The 18,700-nt window shown below is 75.9% G+C and carries 21 protein-coding genes; 12 read left to right on the forward strand and 9 right to left on the reverse strand.

The window, feature by feature from the left end; genetic code table 11:
- Positions 1 to 9 precede the first annotated feature (9 nt).
- Both BLW63_RS24415 and BLW63_RS24420 read left to right on the forward strand, forming a co-directional pair.
- Positions 10 to 792 carry a metal-sulfur cluster assembly factor gene (locus BLW63_RS24415; RefSeq protein WP_091162047.1) on the forward strand — a complete coding sequence of 261 codons (783 nt, stop codon included), beginning with the start codon at positions 10 to 12 and terminating at the stop codon, positions 790 to 792.
- Positions 789 to 1,814 (forward strand): NAD(P)-dependent alcohol dehydrogenase, encoded by a 1,026-nt coding sequence (locus tag BLW63_RS24420; protein WP_091162048.1) that lies wholly within the window; start codon positions 789 to 791, stop codon positions 1,812 to 1,814. Before BLW63_RS24415 ends, BLW63_RS24420 begins: the two co-directional genes overlap by 4 nt.
- 213 nt (positions 1,815 to 2,027) lie before the next feature.
- Here BLW63_RS24420 and BLW63_RS24425 read toward each other — a convergent pair whose 3' ends face one another.
- From BLW63_RS24425 to BLW63_RS24440, 4 genes are all read right to left on the reverse strand, one after another.
- Positions 2,028 to 2,417, reverse strand: coding sequence for a hypothetical protein (locus tag BLW63_RS24425; protein WP_211517283.1), 390 nt, complete (start codon positions 2,415 to 2,417; stop codon positions 2,028 to 2,030).
- Positions 2,418 to 2,581: 164 nt separating this feature from the next.
- Entirely contained in the window at positions 2,582 to 3,748 is a 1,167-nt protein-coding gene (locus tag BLW63_RS24430) for an acyl-CoA dehydrogenase family protein (protein ID WP_091162050.1), read from the reverse strand.
- A 37-nt stretch (positions 3,749 to 3,785) separates the two neighbouring features.
- Positions 3,786 to 4,556: an MBL fold metallo-hydrolase gene (locus BLW63_RS24435; RefSeq protein WP_091162068.1), complete on the reverse strand. Its 771-nt coding sequence runs from the start codon at positions 4,554 to 4,556 to the stop codon at positions 3,786 to 3,788.
- 105 nt (positions 4,557 to 4,661) lie between these two features.
- Positions 4,662 to 5,252 (reverse strand): Rv1733c family protein, encoded by a 591-nt coding sequence (locus tag BLW63_RS24440; RefSeq protein ID WP_091162051.1) that lies wholly within the window; start codon positions 5,250 to 5,252, stop codon positions 4,662 to 4,664.
- A gap of 188 nt (positions 5,253 to 5,440) precedes the next feature.
- Here BLW63_RS24440 and BLW63_RS24445 point away from each other — a divergent pair, with 188 nt between their 5' ends.
- The 4 genes from BLW63_RS24445 (at position 5,441) to BLW63_RS24460 (ending at position 9,386) form a co-directional block, all read left to right on the forward strand.
- Positions 5,441 to 5,647, forward strand: a complete 207-nt coding sequence (locus BLW63_RS24445; RefSeq protein ID WP_091162052.1) for a hypothetical protein — start codon at positions 5,441 to 5,443, stop codon at positions 5,645 to 5,647.
- Positions 5,638 to 6,063 carry a PIN domain nuclease gene (locus tag BLW63_RS24450; RefSeq protein ID WP_091162053.1) on the forward strand — a complete coding sequence of 142 codons (426 nt, stop codon included), beginning with the start codon at positions 5,638 to 5,640 and terminating at the stop codon, positions 6,061 to 6,063. Before BLW63_RS24445 ends, BLW63_RS24450 begins: the two co-directional genes overlap by 10 nt.
- Before the next feature lie 82 nt (positions 6,064 to 6,145).
- Positions 6,146 to 7,807 carry a bifunctional 3'-5' exonuclease/DNA polymerase gene (locus BLW63_RS24455; RefSeq protein WP_091162054.1) on the forward strand — a complete coding sequence of 554 codons (1,662 nt, stop codon included), beginning with the start codon at positions 6,146 to 6,148 and terminating at the stop codon, positions 7,805 to 7,807.
- A gap of 148 nt (positions 7,808 to 7,955) precedes the next feature.
- Complete coding sequence (locus BLW63_RS24460) at positions 7,956 to 9,386, forward strand: SGNH/GDSL hydrolase family protein (protein WP_091162055.1); 1,431 nt, start codon at positions 7,956 to 7,958, stop codon at positions 9,384 to 9,386.
- A 55-nt stretch (positions 9,387 to 9,441) separates the two neighbouring features.
- Here the strand turns inward: BLW63_RS24460 and BLW63_RS24465 are convergent, their stop codons facing one another.
- Positions 9,442 to 10,395, reverse strand: a complete 954-nt coding sequence (locus tag BLW63_RS24465; protein WP_091162056.1) for an NAD(P)-dependent alcohol dehydrogenase — start codon at positions 10,393 to 10,395, stop codon at positions 9,442 to 9,444.
- A gap of 14 nt (positions 10,396 to 10,409) precedes the next feature.
- A complete protein-coding gene (locus tag BLW63_RS24470; protein WP_091162057.1) occupies positions 10,410 to 11,033 on the reverse strand; it encodes an NAD(P)-dependent oxidoreductase in 624 nt (207 codons plus the stop codon).
- A 52-nt stretch (positions 11,034 to 11,085) separates the two neighbouring features.
- Between BLW63_RS24470 and BLW63_RS24475 the strand changes: the two genes are divergently transcribed.
- Positions 11,086 to 11,562: a MarR family winged helix-turn-helix transcriptional regulator gene (locus BLW63_RS24475; protein WP_091162058.1), complete on the forward strand. Its 477-nt coding sequence runs from the start codon at positions 11,086 to 11,088 to the stop codon at positions 11,560 to 11,562.
- Between the two features lie 22 nt (positions 11,563 to 11,584).
- On the opposite strand, the gene BLW63_RS24480 is transcribed toward BLW63_RS24475, so the two are convergent.
- Together BLW63_RS24480 and BLW63_RS24485 are read right to left on the reverse strand one after the other, a co-directional pair.
- Positions 11,585 to 11,938: a nuclear transport factor 2 family protein gene (locus tag BLW63_RS24480; RefSeq protein ID WP_091162059.1), complete on the reverse strand. Its 354-nt coding sequence runs from the start codon at positions 11,936 to 11,938 to the stop codon at positions 11,585 to 11,587.
- 191 nt (positions 11,939 to 12,129) lie between these two features.
- On the reverse strand, positions 12,130 to 12,597 hold the full coding sequence (locus BLW63_RS24485) for a DUF6194 family protein (RefSeq protein WP_091162060.1): 468 nt from the start codon (positions 12,595 to 12,597) through the stop codon (positions 12,130 to 12,132).
- Positions 12,598 to 13,035: 438 nt separating this feature from the next.
- On the opposite strand from BLW63_RS24485, the gene BLW63_RS27580 reads away from it, so the two are divergent.
- Positions 13,036 to 13,386, forward strand: a complete 351-nt coding sequence (locus tag BLW63_RS27580) for a MerR family transcriptional regulator (RefSeq protein ID WP_211517284.1) — start codon at positions 13,036 to 13,038, stop codon at positions 13,384 to 13,386.
- A gap of 20 nt (positions 13,387 to 13,406) precedes the next feature.
- Here BLW63_RS27580 and BLW63_RS24495 read toward each other — a convergent pair whose 3' ends face one another.
- Positions 13,407 to 14,831: an MFS transporter gene (locus BLW63_RS24495; protein WP_091162061.1), complete on the reverse strand. Its 1,425-nt coding sequence runs from the start codon at positions 14,829 to 14,831 to the stop codon at positions 13,407 to 13,409.
- Positions 14,832 to 14,961: 130 nt separating this feature from the next.
- Between BLW63_RS24495 and BLW63_RS24500 the strand changes: the two genes are divergently transcribed.
- The 4 genes from BLW63_RS24500 to BLW63_RS24515 form a co-directional block, all read left to right on the forward strand.
- Positions 14,962 to 15,786: a thioesterase family protein gene (locus tag BLW63_RS24500; RefSeq protein ID WP_091162062.1), complete on the forward strand. Its 825-nt coding sequence runs from the start codon at positions 14,962 to 14,964 to the stop codon at positions 15,784 to 15,786.
- Between the two features lie 82 nt (positions 15,787 to 15,868).
- A complete protein-coding gene (locus BLW63_RS24505; protein ID WP_211517285.1) occupies positions 15,869 to 16,840 on the forward strand; it encodes a Gfo/Idh/MocA family protein in 972 nt (323 codons plus the stop codon).
- 164 nt (positions 16,841 to 17,004) lie between these two features.
- The gene (locus BLW63_RS24510) at positions 17,005 to 17,985 is read left to right on the forward strand and encodes a substrate-binding domain-containing protein (RefSeq protein WP_091162063.1); all 981 of its coding nucleotides are present in this window, start codon (positions 17,005 to 17,007) and stop codon (positions 17,983 to 17,985) included.
- Positions 17,986 to 18,051: 66 nt separating this feature from the next.
- A partial coding sequence (locus tag BLW63_RS24515) for an ABC transporter permease (protein WP_425284259.1) occupies positions 18,052 to 18,700 on the forward strand: 649 nt, incomplete at its 3' end.

Raw genomic sequence — 18,700 nt, forward strand, 5'->3', positions numbered from 1 at the left:
GGGACGCCGATGACCGCCGTCCTCCCCGACCTGACCGTGACCGAGGCCGAGGTCCGCGCGGCCCTGGGCACCGTCGTCGACCCCGAGCTGGACGAACCGATCACCGACGTCGGCTTCGTCCGGTCGGTGTCGGTCGAGGGTTCTGCCGTCGAGGGCTGTGCCGTCGAGGTGCACCTGCGGCTGCCCACCTCGTTCTGCGCGCCCAACTTCGCCTGGCTGATGGTCTCCGACGCCCATGACGCGGTGTCGGCCGTCCCGGGGGTGAGGTCGGTGGTGGTCGAGCTCGACGACCACCACGACTCCGACCTGATCAACCGCGGCATGGCGGCCGGGCTGGGCTACCGGGGCACCTTCGGGCACGAGGCGGAGGAGTCGCTCGACGAGCTGCGGGCCACCTTCCAGCGCAAGGCGCACACCGCGGCGATGGAGCGCGCGATCACGGCCCTGCTCCGCACCGACCCGGCGGTGGACGTCGCGGCGCTCACCCTCGGCGACCTGCCGGCGGGAGAGCACACCACCGACGCGCTGCTGCGCCGGCGGGCGACCCTCGGCCTGCCCGTCGACGACTCGGCCCCGGTGCTCGTCCACGACGACGGCACCCGACCGGACCCCCGGCAGGCGGAGCTGGTGCTGCGCCGCGCCCGCTCGGTGCGCATCTCCGTCGACGGCAACGCGCACTTCTGCCGGGGTCTGCTCACCACCCGGTACCCGGGCTCGGAGGCCGACCAGGCCCCCCGACCCGAGGACCGTCCCCTGCTCCCGCTCACCGTCTCGGAGGGAACCGCCCGATGAAGGCCGTCCGCGTGCACGAGTACCACGCCGACCCCAGGATCGACGACATCCCCGAACCGCAGATCCAGGGTCCGCTCGACGTCGTGATCAAGATCGGCGGCGCCGGGGTCTGCCGAACCGACCTGCACATCCTCGAGGGCCAGTGGGCCGAGCTGCAGAACCCGGACCTGCCCTACGTGATCGGGCACGAGAACGCCGGGTGGGTGCACGCCGTCGGGGAGGGGGTCACCAACGTCGCCGTCGGCGACACCGTGATCCTGCACCCGCACCCGAGCTGCGGCCTGTGCATGCCCTGCCGCGCCGGCCGGGACATGCAGTGCGAGAACGCCTTCTTCCCCGGGCTGTCGAACAACGACGGCGGCATGGCGGAATACCTGCGCACCACGGCGCGCGCCTGCGTGAAGCTCGACCCGTCCACCAACCCCGCCGACGTCGCCGCGCTCGCCGACGCCGGCATCACCGCCTACCACGCCGTGCGCAAGGCGCTGCCGCTGCTGCACCCGGGCACGACGGCGGTCGTCCAGGGCGCCGGCGGCCTCGGCCACATCGGCGTCCAGTGCCTGGCCGCGCTCTCCGGCACCCGGATCGTCGTCGTCGACCGCAACCCCGACGCCCTGGAGCTCGCCCGGCAGATCGGCGCGGACGAGACCGTGGTCGCCGACGGCAACCAGGTGCAGGCGGTCCAGGACCTGACCGGCGGGGGTGCCAACGTCGTCTTCGACTTCGTCGCCGAGCAGGGCGCGGAGATGGACGGCTGGCACATGACCGGCCCGGCCGGCTCGTACTACGTCATCGGGTACGGCGGCGAGCTGCGGATCCCCACGCTGGACTTCGTCGCCGGGGAGAAGAACATCGTCGGCAACATCGTCGGGACCTACACCGACCTGGCCGAGCTGATGGTGCTCGCGCAGGCCGGGAAGGTCACCCTGCACACCCAGCAGTACCCGCTCGACCGGGCCGTGGACGCGCTGCGCGACCTCGACGCCGGGAAGGTCCGGGGCCGGGCGATCCTCGTCCCCTGAGCCCCCGTCCGTGCGGCCCGGGTCGCTCCTCGGGACCCGGGCCGCCACTGCATCCCCCGCGCCTCGGGCGCCGACTGGCGATCTGTCGTGGTGTCCGGCTGCCCGGGACCACGACGACCCGCCACTCGGCGGCGTGCCGGACGAGGTGCGCCTCGTGGTCGTCAACCGGGGGCCGGTGACCGCGCCCGGCCGCATCTCGGCGCGGCCCGCGGCTCACGGCGCGTCGAACAGGGTCACCTCGTCGGGCTCGGCCGTGAACGGGTTGGCCCACTCCGACGGGGTTCCGGTGATCGGCTGGGCGTCGGTGACGACGACGAACGGGCGGCCCGGGTAGACGGCGAGCACCCGGGTGGCCGAGGTCAGCGTCTCGGTGCGCTCGATCAGCTCCCCGCGCCGGAGCTGCTGCGTCGTCCGCTCGCCGGACAGCTCCGCCCCGACCTCGGCGACCCACCGGGCGCGGTCCTGGCCGAAGGCGATCGCGTGCACGCGCCGTCCCGGGGGAGCGGGCTCGCAGCCGGCGAACTCGGCGAGCGCCTCGTACAGCCGCTCGGCCTGCTCGTCGTCGCTCGCCCGGGGGAGGAAGAAGGCCACCACGGCGGCCATCCTCGCCGCCGGCACCGACAAGCCCGCGCGACCCCGCCGCGTCCTCGATTCCGCCTCAGGGGTCCCTCCGGACGCTCCGCCCCTGCTTCCGTGAGTGAACAGGGGCCGAGCGGCCGAGGGGACAGGAGCCCGGCGGAGCGTCGTGGCAGGATCGCGGCACCCGGTCAGTAGGACCGCGGCAGCCCCAGGACCCGGGTCGCGACGAAGGCCTTGACCATGTTGTTGCTGACCGGGGCGACCTGGTACAGCCGCGTCTCGCGGAACTTGCGCTCGACGTCGAACTCGTCGACGAAGCCGTTGCCGCCGTGCGTGTCGAGGGCGGTGTTGGCCGCGGCCCAGCTGGCCTCCGAGGCCAGGTGCTTGGCCATGTTCGCCTCGGCTCCGCACGGCTCGCCGGCGTCGAAGAGCCGGGCGGCCTCGTAGCGCATCAGGTCCGCCGCACGCACCTTCATGTAGGCGTCGGCCAGCGGGAACTGCACGCCCTGGTTGGCGCCGATCGGGCGCCCGAAGACCTCGCGCCCGTTCGCGTAGGCGACCGCCCGGTCGACGAACCAGTAGCCGTCCCCCACGGCCTCGGCCGCGAGCAGGATCCGCTCGGCGTTCCAGCCGTCGATGACGTAGCGGAAGCCGGCGTCGACCCGGCCGATGACGTGGTCGGCGGGCACCCGCATCCCGCGGTAGTGCACCTGGTTGGTCGCGTAGTTGAACATCGTGCGCACCGGCACGACCTCCAGGGCCTCCGGCTGCTCGGCGCGTACCCGGCGCAGGTCGACCAGGAACAGCGTCAGTCCGTGCGTCCGGTCGGGGCCCCGCTCGCTGGTGCGGGCCAGCACGAGGGCGAGATCGGACTCGGCGATCCGGCTGGTCCAGTTCTTGTGCCCGGTGATCACGAACTCGTCGCCGTCGCGGGTGGCGGTGGTGGCGATGGCGGTGGTGTCCGAGCCGGCGTCGGCCTCGGTGACGGAGAACGCCTGCAGCCGCAGCTCGCCCCGGGCGATCAACGGCAGGTGGGTGGCCTTGAGCGCGTCGCTGCCGTGCCGCAGCAGCGCGCCCATCGTGTACATCTGCGCGTGGCAGGCGGCGGAGTGGCCACCGGACCGGTTGACCTCCTCCATGACCACCGACGCCTCGGTCACTCCCAGCCCGGCGCCGCCGTACCGGCCCGGGACGAGCACCGCGAGCAGGCCGGCCGCGGTCAGCGTGTCGACGAACTCCTGCGGATAGCGGCGTTCCCGGTCGGTCTCCCGCCAGTAGGCGTCCGGGAACCGCGCGCACAGCGCGCGGGTGCGCTCGCGCAGCGCCGCGAGGCGCTCGTCATCGGGGTGGGGCACGGCCGTCCCTCCTGCTCCGCGCGTGACCGCCGCCGGGTCAGTCCAGCTGCAGGCGGTCGGCGATGCCGGCCGCGGTGAAGGCGGCCACCACGTCGTCCCGCGTCTCGCTGAAGTGCGCCCAGCTGTCGCAGTGGGCGGGGACCACCCGGCGGGCGCCGAGGATCGCGGCCGCCTCGGCGGCGCGCGTGCCGTCGACGGTGAGCAGCGCGCCGTCGAACAGGGCGGTGCGGGCGGCGCCGGCGAACAGCACCGCGGTGTCCACCGGGCCGACCCGGTCGGCGATCTCGCGGACGACGTCCAGCGACGCGTTGTCGCCGCTGACGTGCACGGTCGGCAGGCCGACCGCGGTCAGCACGAAGCCGACGACCTCGCCGGTGACCGGCTCGCACCCCTCGGGCCCGTGCTGCGCCGGTGTCGCGGTCACCGTGACGCTGCCGCCGTCCGGCCGGGGGAGCTCCACCGCGTCCCAGGGGGCGAGGCCGCGCGTGGCCCCGCCGAGGCGGGCCGCGGCGCTGCGGGTCGTGAGGACCAGCGGGACGCCGGCGAGCAGGGCGCGGCCGGAGGTGTCGAGGTTGTCCGGGTGCTGGTCGTGCGACAGCAGTACCGCGTCGACGGGATCGAGCTCGGCCGGGTCGACGGCGCACGGCGCGGTCTTGGTCAGCGAGCGGCCGCCGCCGAGCGGGTACTCGCCCGGGCCGTCGAACGTGGGGTCGGTGAGGAACCGGAGGCCGCCGTACCCGATCAGCGTCGTCGGCCCGCCCAGGACGCGGACGGCGACCTGCTCGGCGGCTGCGGGAGCATCGGACACGGACACGAGGACACCTCACGGGGTCGGCGGCAGCGGCGGCGCCCCGGCGTCGGGCGCACGTCCGGGACCCTAGGGCGCGGGCGCCCGGCCGGCCCGGCGGCCCGGTCAGGGCAGGCGGCGGCTCCACCCCGGCTCGACGCGGGCCCACTCGCGGGTCCACTGGCGGTCGCGGCGCCGGTCCAGCAGCCGGCCCAGCGCGACGTGCAGCAGGACGGCCGCCGCCAGCCCGCCGGCCCACCCCACCCCGACCAGCACCAGCGTGCTGCGCCATACCCTCGCGGCGGTCATGGGCTCGTCGGCCGGCCGGCCGTCGGACGTCGTCCAGATCGTCAGGGCGTCCCCGGCGCGCGTGGTCGGACGCGCGGGGACGGCGCCGGTGACGACGACGCCGTCCGGGGACGTCCACCGCGCCGGGACGGGCACGCGGGTCCGCGGCGGCGCGTCGGCGGGGGCCGCGGCGTCCGCGGTGGCGACGGCGGTGGCCTGCGTGCGCTCGCCGGCCTGCCGTTCGGCGCGCGCCGCGAGGTCGGACCGGACGGCGGTCCCCGCGACGAGCGCCGCCGGGACGGAGAGCAGCACCACGAGCAGGAGGACGACCCGGGAGACGCGCTCGACCGTGTGGCTCGGCCGCCGGAGCCGGCCCGGGCCGGCGGCGGGGCGGGGGAGCCCGCGGGCGGGGCGGCCGGGCAGGGTCACGGCACCGCCTCCCTCCGCACGGGGCCCCATCGTGCCAGCGGAGACGGCGCCGTCGTCCGGGCCGCGTGCCGGGTCGGCGGAGCAGTGTCGGTACGGCCGCGCCGGCGACGACGTCGAGGGCGACAGCGGCACGCCAGCCGCCCCGACGTAGATATACGAAGTGGGCGTACGTGTATATACTGACGCTCGTGACGAAGCGCCTGGTGGAGATCGACGACGCCGACCTCGACGCGGCTCGGGCGGCGCTGTCGACCTCCACGATCAAGGAGACCGTCGGCCGGGCGCTGCGCGAGGCGGCTGCTGCCGCCGCCCGCCGGCGCGAGGTGGAGCGGCTGCTCGACGGGTCCTCGGCCCTGCTCGCCGGCGGCGAGGACCGGGACCGGGCATGGCGGTAGTCGCCCGCTACCTGCTCGACACCAGCGCGGCCGCGAGGGCGCCCGCCCCGCCGGTGGCCGACCGCGTCGTCCCCCTGCTGTCCGCCGGGCTGCTGGCCACCTGCGCCGCCCTGGACCTGGAGGCCCTGTACAGCGCCCGATCCCCGCGGGAGTACCGCCAGGTCCGGGCCGACCGGCGGCTCGCCTACGAGTACCTGCCCACCGAGGACGAGGACTGGCAGCGCGCGCTGCAGGTCCAGGCGGCCCTGGCCGAGGCCGGCCGGTGGCGCGGCGTCGGGCTGGCCGACCTGGTCATCAGTGCGGTGGCCGAGCGGCACCGGGTGACCGTCCTGCACTACGACGGGGACTACGACGGCGTCGCGGCCGTGACCGGCCAGTCCACCGAGTGGGTCGTCCCGGCCGGATCGGTGCCCTGAGGGAGCCGCTCGCCGGCGATGCGAACGGACGCCCCGCCCGGGGTGCGCACGACCTGTCGGCGCCGGCGGCGAGACTGCGGCGGTGAACAGGGTCGTCCTCGTGCGCCGGGCCGGGGGAGCCGTCGAGGCCCGGGAGTGCGCCGACGACGGTACGACGGTGCAGGTCACCGCGCTGGCCGCCGGGGAGGTCGCGGGGTTCGTCCGGGAGCGGGAGCGCGTGCCGGTCCGCTGGGTGTGGGACGACACTTCCCGCTGGTACCCGGGCCTACTGGCCGCGGGGGTCCGGGTCGAGCGGTGCACCGACCTGCGGCTCGCCCACGCGGTGCTGCGGCGCTCACCGTTCGCCGACCAGGCGCTGCTGGCCGCGGGGGAGACCGCCGGCTGGGACGCGCTGCAGCCGCTGCCTCCGGCCGACCCGGCGCTCTTCCCGCTCGAGGACCCCGCCGACGCGCTCGACCCGGTCGCCGAGCACGAGCGCCAGCAGGCCGCGGTGGCCGCCTCGCCGCAACGGGCGCGGCTGGCGCTGCTGGTTGCGGCCGAGTCCTCCGGGGCGCTCGTGGCGGCCGAGATGACGCACGCCGGGCTGCCGTGGCGGGCCGACGTCCACGAGTGCCTGCTCACCGGGCTGCTGGGGCCACGCCCGCCCTCCGGGCAGCGGCCGGCGGTGCTGGAGGCGCTGGCCGGGGAGGTCCGTGCGGCGCTCCGGGCGCCCGAGCTGAACCCGGACTCGCCGGGCGCGCTCCTGGCGGCGCTGCGGTCCGCCGGGCTGGCGGTGGAGGACACCCGCTCCTGGACGCTCGAGCAGCTCGACCACCCCGTCGTCCCGCCGCTGCTGGAGTACAAGCGGCTCGCCCGGCTGCTGACCGCCAACGGCTGGGCCTGGCTGGACACCTGGGTGCGCGACGGCCGGTTCCGGGCGTCGTTCGTGCCCGGCGGCGTGGTGACCGGTCGGTGGGCGTCCAACGGCGGGGGCGCGCTGTCGGTCCCGGTCCAGGTGCGGCCGGCCGCCGTGGCCGACGACGGCTGGCGGCTCGTCGTCGCCGACGTCGCCCAGCTCGAACCGCGGGTGCTCGCGGGCATGAGCGGGGACGACGCGATGGCCGAGGCCGCCCGGGCCGCCGACCTGTACGAGGGCATGGTGGCCGGCGGCGCGGTCGAGACGCGGGCGCAGGCCAAGGTCGCCATCCTCGGCGCGATGTACGGCGCCACGCGGGGGGAGAGCGGCCGCGTGCTGCCCCGGCTGGTCCGCCGCTACCCGCGGGCCATCGGGCTCGTCGAGGAGGCCGCCCGCGCCGGGGAACGCGGCGAGGTGGTGCACACCCTGCTCGGCCGCGGCTCGCCGCGGCCCACCGGCGCCTGGGCCGCGCGCGCCGTCGCACTCGGCGAGCCGGCCGAGGTCCCGGGCACGCCGGAGGAGCGCGACCGGCACCGCCGCGCCTGGGGCCGGTTCACCCGCAACTTCGTCGTCCAGGGCACCGGTGCGGAGTGGGCGCTGTGCTGGCTGGCCGACCTGCGCAACCGGCTGTGGCGGCTGGGCGGCGCCGGCCCGGTGGAGCAGCGGCCGCACCTGGTCTTCTTCCTGCACGACGAGGTCGTCGTCCACACCCCCGGGGAGTCCGCGGCCGCGGTCGCCGAGGAGGTGCGCCGCGCCGCCGCGACGGCCGGCCGGCTGCTGTTCGGGGACTTCCCCGTCGACTTCCCGCTCGACGTCGCCATCGTCCGGTCCTGGGCCGACGCGGACTGAGGCGGGGTGATCCAGGAGCGACACGCACTGCCGACAGCGCCGTTCGACATCGTCGGACGAGCGCCGTTGTCACCGCTCCCCGCGGGCTCCCTAGCCTCCCGCCACGCCTCAGACCCCGATCGGGGTCGCTGGTTCGAGGAGGAACAGCATGAGAGTGCGATCCCTGACGACAGTCGTCCTCACGGCCGCCGGGTGCGTCGTCCTGGCCGCACCGGCGCTCGCGGTCGTCCCGCAGCAGGCGCCGCCGGCGACGCACCAGGACCCCGGCGCGGAGCCGTGGGTGGCGGCCTGGACCACCGCGCCGCAGGGCGTCTACCCGCTCGGCTACGCGGTGGGGCAGCCGGGGCCGCTCGGTGAGGCGGTGCCCGGCGTCGAGCAGCCGCTCCTCGAGCACGCCTTCCCCGACGAGCAGGCGCAGGACCAGACCCTGCGCATGGTCGTGCACCCGGGCATCGGCGGGGACGAGTGGCGGGTCGAGCTGAGCAACCGGTTCGGCACGCAGCCGGTGACCTTCGGCCGCGCGACCGCCGCGCTGCAGCAGCGTGGCGCCACCGTCGTCCCCGGCACCGAGCAGCAGCTCACCTTCGACGGCTCGCCGTCGGTGACCCTGCAGCCCGGTGACGAGGTGCACAGCGACGTCGTCCCGATGGAGCTCTCCGACGCCGAGGCGCAGCGGTCGAACGTGGCGGTGAGCCTGCACGTCGACGGGGCCAGTGGGCCGATGACCTGGCACGCGGCGTCCTTCACCACCTCCTACGTCACGGACCCGGGCTCCGGGGACCACACCGGCGATCTGACCGACGAGGCGTTCCCGCACTCGACGACGAGCTGGTTCTTCCTGACCGGGCTGGAGGTCCAGCGGGAGGACGCCGGGACGGTGGTCGCCCTCGGCGACTCCATCACCGACGGCTTCTTCTCCACCATCAACGGCGACGACCGCTGGCCCGACGTGCTGCAGCGCCGCCTGCTGGCCGAGGACGACGAGGAGGTCGTCTCGGTCGTCAACCAGGGCATCGCCGGCAACATGGTCACCCGGGTGGGGCGCCTCGAGGGCGGCTGCACCCCGTGCGACGGGCCCCCGGCCGTCGACCGGCTCGACGAGGACGTGCTCAGCCAGCCCGGCCTGCGCGCCGTCGTCCTGCTGGAGGGCATCAACGACCTCGGCGGCGGCGGTGCGACCGCGGCCGAGGTCATCGCCGGCATGGCGGAGATCGCCGACCGCGTGCACGCCGCCGGGATCCCGGTCATCGGGGCGACGCTGACGCCCTCGGGCGGTGCCGAGGACGGTCTGGCGAACTACGGCACGCCCGAGACCGACGCGCAGCGCCGGGCGGTGAACGACTTCATCCGCACCAGCGGTGTGTTCGACGCCGTGGTCGACTTCGCGGCGGCCACCGAGGACCCGGCCGACCCCAGCCGGTTGCTGCCCGCCTACGACACCAACACGTCGGTGGGCGGCCCCGGCGACCACCTGCACCCCAACCGGGCCGGCTTCCTCGCCATGGGCGGCGCGTTCGACCTGGCGGAGCTGCGGCGGCTCGTCGCCTCGGCCACCCCGCGGGCCATGGCGGCCGGCTGACGAACGCGGCACACGGGGGGCGGCGTCCTCGACGAGGGGGCGCCGCCCCTCCGGGCTACTGCCGCGCGGCCAGCGAGACCACCACCTTGCCGCGCAGTCGCCCGGAGCCCGCGTGCTCGAAGGCCGACGCCACGTCCGCCAGCGCCACGACGCGGTCGAGCGGGACGCGCAGGCGGGCCGTGTCGACGAGGTGGGCGAGGTAGGCGAGGTCGACCGGGGACCGCCGGGTGGCGATGGCGGTCGCGCGCGGCCCGGAGCCCGGGAGGAGCCCCCGGACCGCGTCGGGGGACAGCGGCCGGGTCGAGACCAGGACACCGTCGCGGCTCAGCGAGGGCCGGACGGCGGCGAGCCGCAGCGCGCCGGGCGCGTCGAGCACCACGTCCCACTGCGGGCCGCCGGTGAGGACGTCGTCCCGGTGCCGGTCGACGACGACCGAGGCGCCGAGGTCCCGGACGAGGTCCGCGCGGGCGGGGTCGGTGATCGCGGTGACGGAGGCGCCGGCCAGCCGCGCGAGCTGCACGGCGTAGGCGCCGATCCCCCCGGCCGCCCCGACGACCAGGACCCGTGGGGCGGTGCGCGTGTGCAGGGCGGCCCGGCCGTGCAGGGCCTGCAGCGCGGTGAGCCCGGCGAGCGGGATCCCGGCCGCCCGCTCGAGGTCGACCGTGCGGGGCGCGCGGGCGACGTGGCGCTGCGGCAGGAGGACCAGCTCGGCCATCCCGCCACCGGTGTGACCGATGAGCGCCATGACCCGGTCGCCGACGGCGAAGCCGGTCACGGCCGGCCCGCACGCGACGACCTCGCCCGCCACGTCGAACCCCGGGGCGACGCGGCCGGCCCCCAGCGCGCGGAAGAGCCGCCCCCCGCGCAGCAGCCCGAGGTCGGTGCCGTTGACGCTCGACGCGGCCACCCGCACCAGCACCTGGCCGCCCGCCGGGGCCGCGGGCGCGGGCGCCTCGACGACCCGCGGCACGACCGACCCGCCGGTGCGGACGAGCCGTACGGCCCGCATCGAACGCCGACCGGTCACCGCCCGGCGACCAGGGGCGCCCGCTGCACGTAGTCCGGCCGGGTCACGAGGTCGGCGAGGAAGGCGGCGAGGTCGGCCCGCGGGATGGAGGTGCGGCGTGGCGAGGTGTGGGCCGAGTGCTCGACCTGCCCGGTCGGCGGTCGGTCGACCAGCCGCGGGGGCCGCACCAGCGTCCAGTCCAGGCCGCTGTCGGCCCACACCCGCCGCTCCAGCGCCTTGTCCCGCACGGCCTCCCCGCCGAGCCGCTGCAGCAGTGCGGAGACGAGGCGGTCGCGCCGCGACTTGCGGTCGCCGGGGACGTCGATCCCCGCACCGCTCACACTCACGAACCGCCGCACCCCGGCGTCCCGCATCGCGGTCACCAGCAGCGGCGCGACGTCCCGGTGCAGGGTCGTGTCGCCCCGGCGCGGACCGAGCGCGGACACGACCGCGTCGGCGCCGTCGAGCAGGGCGCGCAGGGCCGCCGGGTCGCGGGCGTCCCCGCGCACCCAGCTCACGGCTCCCCGTCCTCCTCGGCCCGGGGTCCTGGTGAGCGCGACGACGGTGTGACCCCGCTGGACCAGCTCGTCCACCACCAGCCGACCGGTCGCCCCCGTCGCCCCGAGTACCGCCACCCGCACGGTGCACCGCCTCCTCGACCTGCGCCGATCACATCATGTGTATGGTACACACGTGGCAGACGACCTGCAGGCGCTCGACGAGGCCCTCGTGCGTCTCCGCCGGCTGTGGACGGCGTCGAGGGCCCACGTCGTCGACGACCTCGGCCGGCGCGTGGAGATGTCCAGCGTGCTGGTGGTGGAGGCCTGCGCCCGGACGGAGCCGGACACCGCCGAGGTGACGGTCGGCGACGTGGCCGCCTTCCTCGACGTCGAGCCATCCACCGCCAGCCGGATGGTGGACCGGGCGGCGACGGCCGGGCTGGTCCTCCGGACGGCCTCCCGGGTGAACGGGCGCCGGGCCGCGCTCGTGCTGACGGACGACGGGCGGGCACTGCGGGCGCGGGCGACCGCCGCCCGACTCGGCTGGCTGGGCGGCGTGGTCGCCGGGTGGCCCGCCGAGGACGTGCACCTGCTCGCCGCCGTGCTCACCCGCTTCGCCGACGCGGTGGCCGAGACCCCTGCGGGCGCAGCGCCGCCCCGACCGCGCTGACGGCGCCGGGTGCGCCCGGCGGCTACTGCTCGACGTCCATCCGCTGCACGAGGCCGCCCGCGAAGGTGTAGACGTGCCGGACGTCGGCGATCGCGAGCAGGGCGCCGCCCCGGTCGCGGACCACGTGGTGGACGCCGACCTCGACCGTGCCGTCGGGGCGCCCCCGGATGCCGGTCGGCTCGACCCGCGGGCGGATCTCGGCCCACTGGCGCTCCCAATAGCGGCGGACGGCGTCGTGCCCGACGACCCGGTCGCCCTCCCAGCCGTTGGGCCAGTCGACGTCCGGCGTCATGCCGGCCAGCACCGTCTCGATGTCGCGGGCGTTGAAGGCTTGGTACAGGGCGCGTAGCGACTCCTCGCGGTCCGGTGCGGTCATGGCGGCGCTCCTCCTGGCCGGCGGCGGGTGTGGCTGCACACCGTCGCACGTCTCGCGGCCACGGACCCCGGCGCCTATCCGTTATCCCCAACAAAACCGACGACGATGGCAGCCGGTGGAGGCGAGCAGCCGCGAGCGGGACCGCCACCCCGGCGGGGGAGCCCACCCCTAGACACCACCCCGGTGACGCCCTACGGCGTCGCGGCCCGGCGGTCGTGGCGGGCCCGCGCGAGGGCGTGCGCCGTCCGGAGCAGGTCGCGGAGCGCGGCCTCCGTGCGAGGGCCGGGTTCGACGACGGCCAGCCAGCCGAGGGAGCCGTAGACGGGGTGCGGGATCACGACGTCCGGGGTGCTCGGGTCGACGTCGGAGGGTGCGCCCTCCCGCGGGTCCGAGCCGGTCCACCGGCGGTACTCGTCCCTGCCGGCGGCGACGTTGACGCGGAACGCGCCGGGCCGGTCCAGCCGCGACGACTCGTCGCCGGGGTAGTCCTTCGTGACGACGGTGGCGAAGGGCTGCGTCCTGGGGACCACCCCGTCGGGGGCGTAGTAGAGGAACGCGTCGCCCCAGCTGACCTCCGGCGACCCGTCGCCGGGCTGCGGCCGGAGCGTCAGCACCCCGCCCAGGCCCTCGACGTGCGCGATGACCTCCTCCATCCTCATGCCTTCGAGTGTGGCCTTGAAGTGCTTGTGGAGACCTGGGCGGTCTCGACCGAGAGGACGACGTGAAGAGTCTCCAGTGCGGCCTGCGGACGGTCGACGTCGCGAGGCGGGCCGGGTACTCGGTGCAGCACGTCCGGGACCTCGAGCGCGACGGCGTCCTCCCGCCCGTGCCGCGCACCGGCTCGGGCTACCGCAGCTGGACCGAGGCGCACGTCCACGCCGTCCTGGCCTACCGCGCCGTCGCGGCCGCCATCGGCCCGGTCGAGGCCAGGCAGCTGCTCCGGGCGGCGTACGACGACCCGCCGTCGCAGCTGCTGGCGCTCCTCGACGCGGCGCACGCCCGGCTGCACACCGAGCGGCGGGAGGTCGCGCTGGCGAGGGAGGCGGCCGCCGCCATCGCGGCCGAGCCGATCGACGAGCCCCGGCCGTCGGACAACGATGGGCCCCGCCGAGCTCGCCGGTGCGCTCGGCGTCCGGACGTCAACGCTGCGGCACTGGGACGCCGAGGGTCTCGTGGTGCCCCGCCGGTCGTCCGGCGGCGCGCGCACCTACGCGCCGGGGGACGTCCGCGACGCGCGGATCGTCTCCCAGCTACGCAAGGCCGGCTACGGCATCGGCGCGCTGCGGGTGCTGCTGCCGCAGCTGCGCCGGGCCCGGCGGTGGGAGGAGGTGGTGGCCACGCTGGCCGCCCGGGACGCCGACGTCGACGCCCGCTCGCGCGCCCTCCTGCGTGGCGCCGCCCTGATCGCCGCCCTGCCGGCCCGGGATCCCGACCGGGGGACCGCGTGACAGCAGCGGTGGCGACCCCCCTACCGCGCCGAGAGCTGCCCGCCCGGGGTCGCGGCCCGCTCGGGCGAGGCGCGGCGGGACCCCAGTCCGAGCCAGGCGACCAGCGCGGTGGTCGCGCACACCGCGGCGCCGACGACGGCGAGCACCGTGTAGCCGCCGGCGGCCGGTGCCGCCGCACCGGAGGACGGAGCAGCGGCGAGCACGGTGGCGGTGAGGGCGCTGCCGAGCGCGAAGCCGACGTAGCGCAGCACCTGGTTGAGGCTCATAGCGCTCCCGCTCTCCGACGGCGGGACGGCGGAGACGACGAGCGCGGGGAACGCCGTGAACGCGGCCCCGACGCCCAGGCCGGCGACGGCCATGACCAGGAAGAGCTGCCAGAGGTCCGAGCGGAGCAGGGCGAACAGGACGAACGCCGCACCCTGCACGCCCGCCGCGACCGGGAGGACGACGTGCCGGCCCGCGCGGTCGGCCAGCAGCCGGGCCAGCCGCCCGCCCAGCACGCTCGCCGCCGAGAACGGCAGGAGGGTCAGCCCGGCGACGACGATGGAGGTGCCGAAGCCCGCGCGCTCCGACACCGGGGCCTGGGCGAGCACGGGCACGGCCGTGAGCAGCAGGTAGTGGGACAACCCGACCAGCAGCGCCGCCGCGTGGGCGGTGAGCGCCGGGCGGCCGCGGGCCAGGCGCAGGTCGACCAGGGGCCAGGCCGTGCGGCGCTCCCAGCCGACCCAGGCCGCCAGCGCGACCGCCGAGCCGGCGGCGAGCGCCCACAGCAGCGGCGAGGCCCACCCCCACACCTCGACCTGGCCGAGGGCGAACAGCAGCCCGGCCACTCCGGCGCCGAGCAGGACCGCGCCGACGACGTCCAGCCGCCCCCGCGGGGCCGCCGTCGACGGCGGCAGGACCGCGGCGCAGGCCAGCAGCGCCGCGAGGCTCACCCCGGCGCCGGCCCAGAACGCGGCGTGCAGCCCGCCGAGCTCGGCCACCAGGCCCGCCAGGGGGTAGCCGAGGCCGACGCCGGAGACCACCGTCACCGACAGCACGGCGATGGTGGACCGCGAGCGGTCGCCCTCGAGCGCCTCGCGGGCGGTGGCCATGGCCAGCGGGGTGAGGCCCAGCCCGACGCCCTGCAGCGCGCGGCCCGCGACCAGCCAGCCCAGGCCCAGCGGCAGGGCGGCCAGCACCGCGCCCAGGGTCACGACCGCGAGGACGGCGAGGACGACCCCGCGCCGGTGCGGGCCGTCGCCGAGCCGCCCGACGACCGGTGTGGCCACGGCGCCCACGAGCAGCGTGGCGGTCAGCGACCACTGCGCGCCCGGCAGCGTCGTCCGCATCGTCTCGGCGACCGCCGGCACCAGCGGCGCACCCAGGCTGCTGATGACGGCGACGACCGTCCCCACGAAGACCAGCACGGGGACGAGGGCGCGGGGGGACCGGTCGACCGCCATGGCGTCCAGGGTCCAAAATCGTTGCACCGACCAACTGGTGAGTCGCCCCACGGTGCCCGTCCCGGGTCCCGGTTGGCATCCTCGGCACACCCCGTTCGCGTGGCCCCGCCACCCCGCCCGGAGGCCGAGCATGCCCGCCCCCGTCCCGCCCGAAGCGCCGCCGGCCTACTTCGAGCGCCTCGCCCCCGACCGGTTCCGGGCCACCGAGCACACCGGCGGCGCGTGGTCGGTGACCGAGCAGCACGTCAGCCCGCTCAACGGCCTGCTCGTGCACGTGCTCGACCGGTTCGTCGCGGTGCGCGCCGCCGGACCCGGCGCGGCCGCCGACGGTCTGGCCACCGCCCGGATCACCTTCGACATCCTCGGCGTCGTCCCGATCGGCGAGGTCGACGTCTCCGTCGAGGTGGTGCGCCCCGGGCGCACCATCGAGCTGCTCGAGGCCGTCGCCGTGGCCGGCGGGCGCGCCGTGCTGCGCGCCCGCGCGTGGCGGCTGGCGCGGTCCGACACCCGGTCGGTGGCCGGCGGCGGACCCGGCTCCCTCCCCCCTCCGGACGGTCTGGCGCCGGCCGAGCTGTCGGGCGTGTGGCCCGGTGGCTACATCGCCTCGCTCGACGTGCGCCCGCTGCACGCGCCCGAGCCGGGGCGGGCCACCGTGTGGCTGGCCACCCCGGTCGCCCTGGTCGCCGACGAGCCGGTGAGCGAGCTGGCCCGGTTCGTCGGCCTGGTCGACACCGCCAACGGCATCGCCGTACGCCGGTCGCCGAGGGAGTGGCTGTTCCCCAACGTCGACCTGACCGTCCACCTGCACCGGCAGCCCGTCGGGCCCTGGGTGGGCCTGGACACCACCGTCGTCTTCGGGCCCGACGGTGCCGGTCTCACCACCAGCGTGCTGCACGACCGCACCGGCCCGGTGGGGCGCAGCGAGCAACTGCTCACCGTGCGCGCCCTGACCTGAGCGCGGCCCGGCGCTCCCGCCTGCCCTGCGGCTCCTCCTGGTCCTAGGCTCGCGCCCGCGGCGGGCCGCGGAGGGGACGCTCATGGGGACGATCGGCGTGGGGGTCATCGGCTTCGGCTGGATGGGGCGGGTGCACGCCCAGGCCCACGCCCGCCTCCGGCACCACTTCCCGGACGTCGGCCTGGTGCCGGAGCTCGTGGCGGTCGCCGACGAGGTGCGCGGGCGGGCCGAGCAGGCCGCCGCGCAGTTCGGGTTCGCCGCCGCGACCACCGCGGTGACCCTGGCCCGCCGCCTGATGGGGGAGGGCGCGATCGGCCGGGTCACCCACGCCCGGTTCGCGTTCCTGAGCGACTACGCCGCCGCGCCCGAGGGCGCCCTCACCTGGCGCTACGAGCGGGCGCGGGGCGGCAACGGCGTCCTGGGCGACCTCGCCTCGCACGCCGTCGACCTCGTCCGGTTCGACCTCGATGGCGAGGTCGACTCCGTGCTCGCCGACTCGGCCGTCTTCGTGGCCGAGCGGCTGCGCCCGACCGGCGCGACGTCCGGGCACAGCGTCGCGGCCGACGGCGTGCCCGGGCAGGTGGAGAACGACGACCACGTCGCCGCGCTGCTCCGGCTGTCGACCGGCGCCCGGGTGGCGGTCGAGGCCAGCCGGGTGGCCGTGGGGGAGCAGAACGCCTACGGGTTCGAGGTCCACGGGACGGCGGGCCGCCTGGCCTGGGACTTCCGGCGGATGGGTGAGCTGCAGCTCAGCCGCGGGCCGGCCGCCCAGGACCAGCCGGTCGCCACCGTCCTGGTGAGGCCGGACGCGGGGGAGTACGCCGCCTTCAGCCCGGTGCCGGGATCGCGATGGGCTACGACGACCTCAAGGTCGTCGAGCTCCGCGACCTGCTGGCCTCGGTCGTGGCGGGCCGTCCCACTGGCGCCGCCCTCTCCGACGCCGTGCGTGCGGCGGTCGTCCTCGACGCGATCGCCGCCTCCGCGGCGAGCGGCACGCGGGTCGACGTCCCGGCGGGCTGAGGCCGGCGCTCGCCCGGTCGGGCCGGACGCCTAGGCGTGGCGGTCGAGGCGGAGGAGGCTTGACGTCGCTAGTGGGCCGTGTCACATTGCTGCATGTAATTATGTCCAGACATACAGGCGACGCTGCGGGGGTCGTCGACCGGGTCCGGGCACACCGCAGCCGCCAGCACGGTGGCCGATCCCGACGAGGAGTCACGCATGAGGAGCACCCGGAGATCGCTGCAGGCGGTGGTGGCGGTCAGCGCTGCCACCGTGGCACTGGCCGCGTGCAGCAGCGAGGGCGGGGCCCAGAACGCGGAAGGCGGAGCCGCTGCCGAGGGCGAGAGCTACACCATCGCGATGATCACGCACGAGGCCCCGGGTGACACGTTCTGGGACAAGATCCGCGCCGGTGCCGAGGCGGCGGCAGCGAACCACAACATCACGCTCAACTACTCGAACAACCAGGACGCCGGCGAGCAGTCGACGCTCCTGCAGAACGCCATCGACCAGGGCGTGGACGGGATGGCGACCACGCTGCCCACGCCCGACGCCGTGGGGCCGAACGTGCAGAAGGCGGTCGACGCCGGCATCCCGACGGTCGCGTTCAACGCCGGGATCAACGACTACACGAACTACGGCGTCTCGATGTACTTCGGCTCGGACGAGGACCTCGCCGGGCAGACCGTCGGCACCAAGCTCGCCGCGGAGAGCCCCGGCCACACCGTGTGCGTCATCCAGGAGCAGGGCCAGGTCCAGCTCGAGGCCCGCTGCGCCGGCGTGGCGAAGACCCAGCCCGACACCGAGGTGCTCTACGTCAACGGCCGCGACCTGCCGGCGGTGCAGCAGACCATCGGCGCCAAGCTGCAGGAGGACCCCTCGATCACCAACGTGGTGGCCCTCGGCGCCGACATCGCGCTGGCCGCCCAGCAGGCCAAGACCGACGCGGGCAGCCAGGCCAACATCGCCACCTTCGACCTCAACGCCGACGTGGCCCAGCAGATCCAGGACGGCGGCATCCTCTTCTCCGTCGACCAGCAGCCCTACGTGCAGGGCTACATGGCCGTGACCTCGCTGTGGCTGAACCTCACCAACGGCAACGACATCGGCGGCGGCGGCCCGGTGCTGACCGGCCCGTCCCTGGTCGACGAGAGCAACATCGACCAGATCGTCGAGTACGCGCAGAACAACACCCGGTAGCCCACTCGGGGGGAGCCGGGACGGCCCGGCTCCCCCCGCCCCGTCCTCCCGACCCTGGAGCACGCGATGAGCTCATCCGTGGCGGCGAAGCCGTCCACCGCACCTCCGGCCGCACCCGCGGGCCGCGCCCAGCGATCACTCGTGTCGCGGGTGCTCGGCCGTCCCGAGATCGGCGCGCTGGCCGCGGCGATCGTGATCTTCGCCTTCTTCTACGCGGTCGCCGAGCCGTTCCGGACGCTGCCGGCGCTGGCGACGGTGCTGTACGCCTCCTCGACCATCGGCATCGTCGCGGTGGGGGTGGCGCTGTTGATGATCGGCGGGGAGTTCGACCTGTCCGCCGGTGTCGCGGTGACCACCTCGGCGCTGGCGGCGGCGATGTTCTGCTTCCAGTTCAGCCTGAACATGTGGGTCGGCGTGCTGGTGAGCCTGCTGATCGCGCTGGCGGTCGGAGCCGTCAACGGCTATCTGGTGATGCGCACCGGGATCCCGAGCTTCCTGATCACGCTGTCCACCTTCTTCATCCTGCAGGGCGTCAACCTGGGCGTGACCAAGCTGGTCACCGGCACGGTGGCCACGCCGAACACCAGCTCGCTGGACGGGTTCAGCAGCGCCAAGGCGGTGTTCGCCAGCGACATCGATCTGGGGTTCATCACGCTGAAGGTCACCGTGCTGTGGTGGCTGCTGTTCGTGGCGGTCGGCACCTGGCTGCTGCTGC

The organism is Geodermatophilus africanus (assembly GCF_900107105.1).
GTDB lineage: Bacteria > Actinomycetota > Actinomycetes > Mycobacteriales > Geodermatophilaceae > Geodermatophilus > Geodermatophilus africanus.

Bases quoted from the DNA above. Each gene is read 5' to 3' on its own strand.
- BLW63_RS24425 (WP_211517283.1), bottom strand. From the start codon at position 2,417: ATGGCCGCCGTGGTGGCCTTCTTCCTCCCCCGGGCGAGCGACGACGAG.
- BLW63_RS24505 (WP_211517285.1), top strand. From the start codon at position 15,869: ATGGGGACGATCGGCGTGGGGGTCATCGGCTTCGGCTGGATGGGGCGG.
- BLW63_RS24485 (WP_091162060.1), bottom strand. From the start codon at position 12,597: ATGAGGATGGAGGAGGTCATCGCGCACGTCGAGGGCCTGGGCGGGGTG.
- BLW63_RS24420 (WP_091162048.1), top strand. From the start codon at position 789: ATGAAGGCCGTCCGCGTGCACGAGTACCACGCCGACCCCAGGATCGAC.
- BLW63_RS24500 (WP_091162062.1), top strand. From the start codon at position 14,962: ATGCCCGCCCCCGTCCCGCCCGAAGCGCCGCCGGCCTACTTCGAGCGC.
- BLW63_RS27580 (WP_211517284.1), top strand. From the start codon at position 13,036: ATGGGCCCCGCCGAGCTCGCCGGTGCGCTCGGCGTCCGGACGTCAACG.
- BLW63_RS24460 (WP_091162055.1), top strand. From the start codon at position 7,956: ATGAGAGTGCGATCCCTGACGACAGTCGTCCTCACGGCCGCCGGGTGC.
- BLW63_RS24480 (WP_091162059.1), bottom strand. From the start codon at position 11,938: ATGACCGCACCGGACCGCGAGGAGTCGCTACGCGCCCTGTACCAAGCC.
- BLW63_RS24495 (WP_091162061.1), bottom strand. From the start codon at position 14,831: ATGGCGGTCGACCGGTCCCCCCGCGCCCTCGTCCCCGTGCTGGTCTTC.
- BLW63_RS24465 (WP_091162056.1), bottom strand. From the start codon at position 10,395: ATGCGGGCCGTACGGCTCGTCCGCACCGGCGGGTCGGTCGTGCCGCGG.
- BLW63_RS24510 (WP_091162063.1), top strand. From the start codon at position 17,005: ATGAGGAGCACCCGGAGATCGCTGCAGGCGGTGGTGGCGGTCAGCGCT.
- BLW63_RS24415 (WP_091162047.1), top strand. From the start codon at position 10: ATGACCGCCGTCCTCCCCGACCTGACCGTGACCGAGGCCGAGGTCCGC.
- BLW63_RS24450 (WP_091162053.1), top strand. From the start codon at position 5,638: ATGGCGGTAGTCGCCCGCTACCTGCTCGACACCAGCGCGGCCGCGAGG.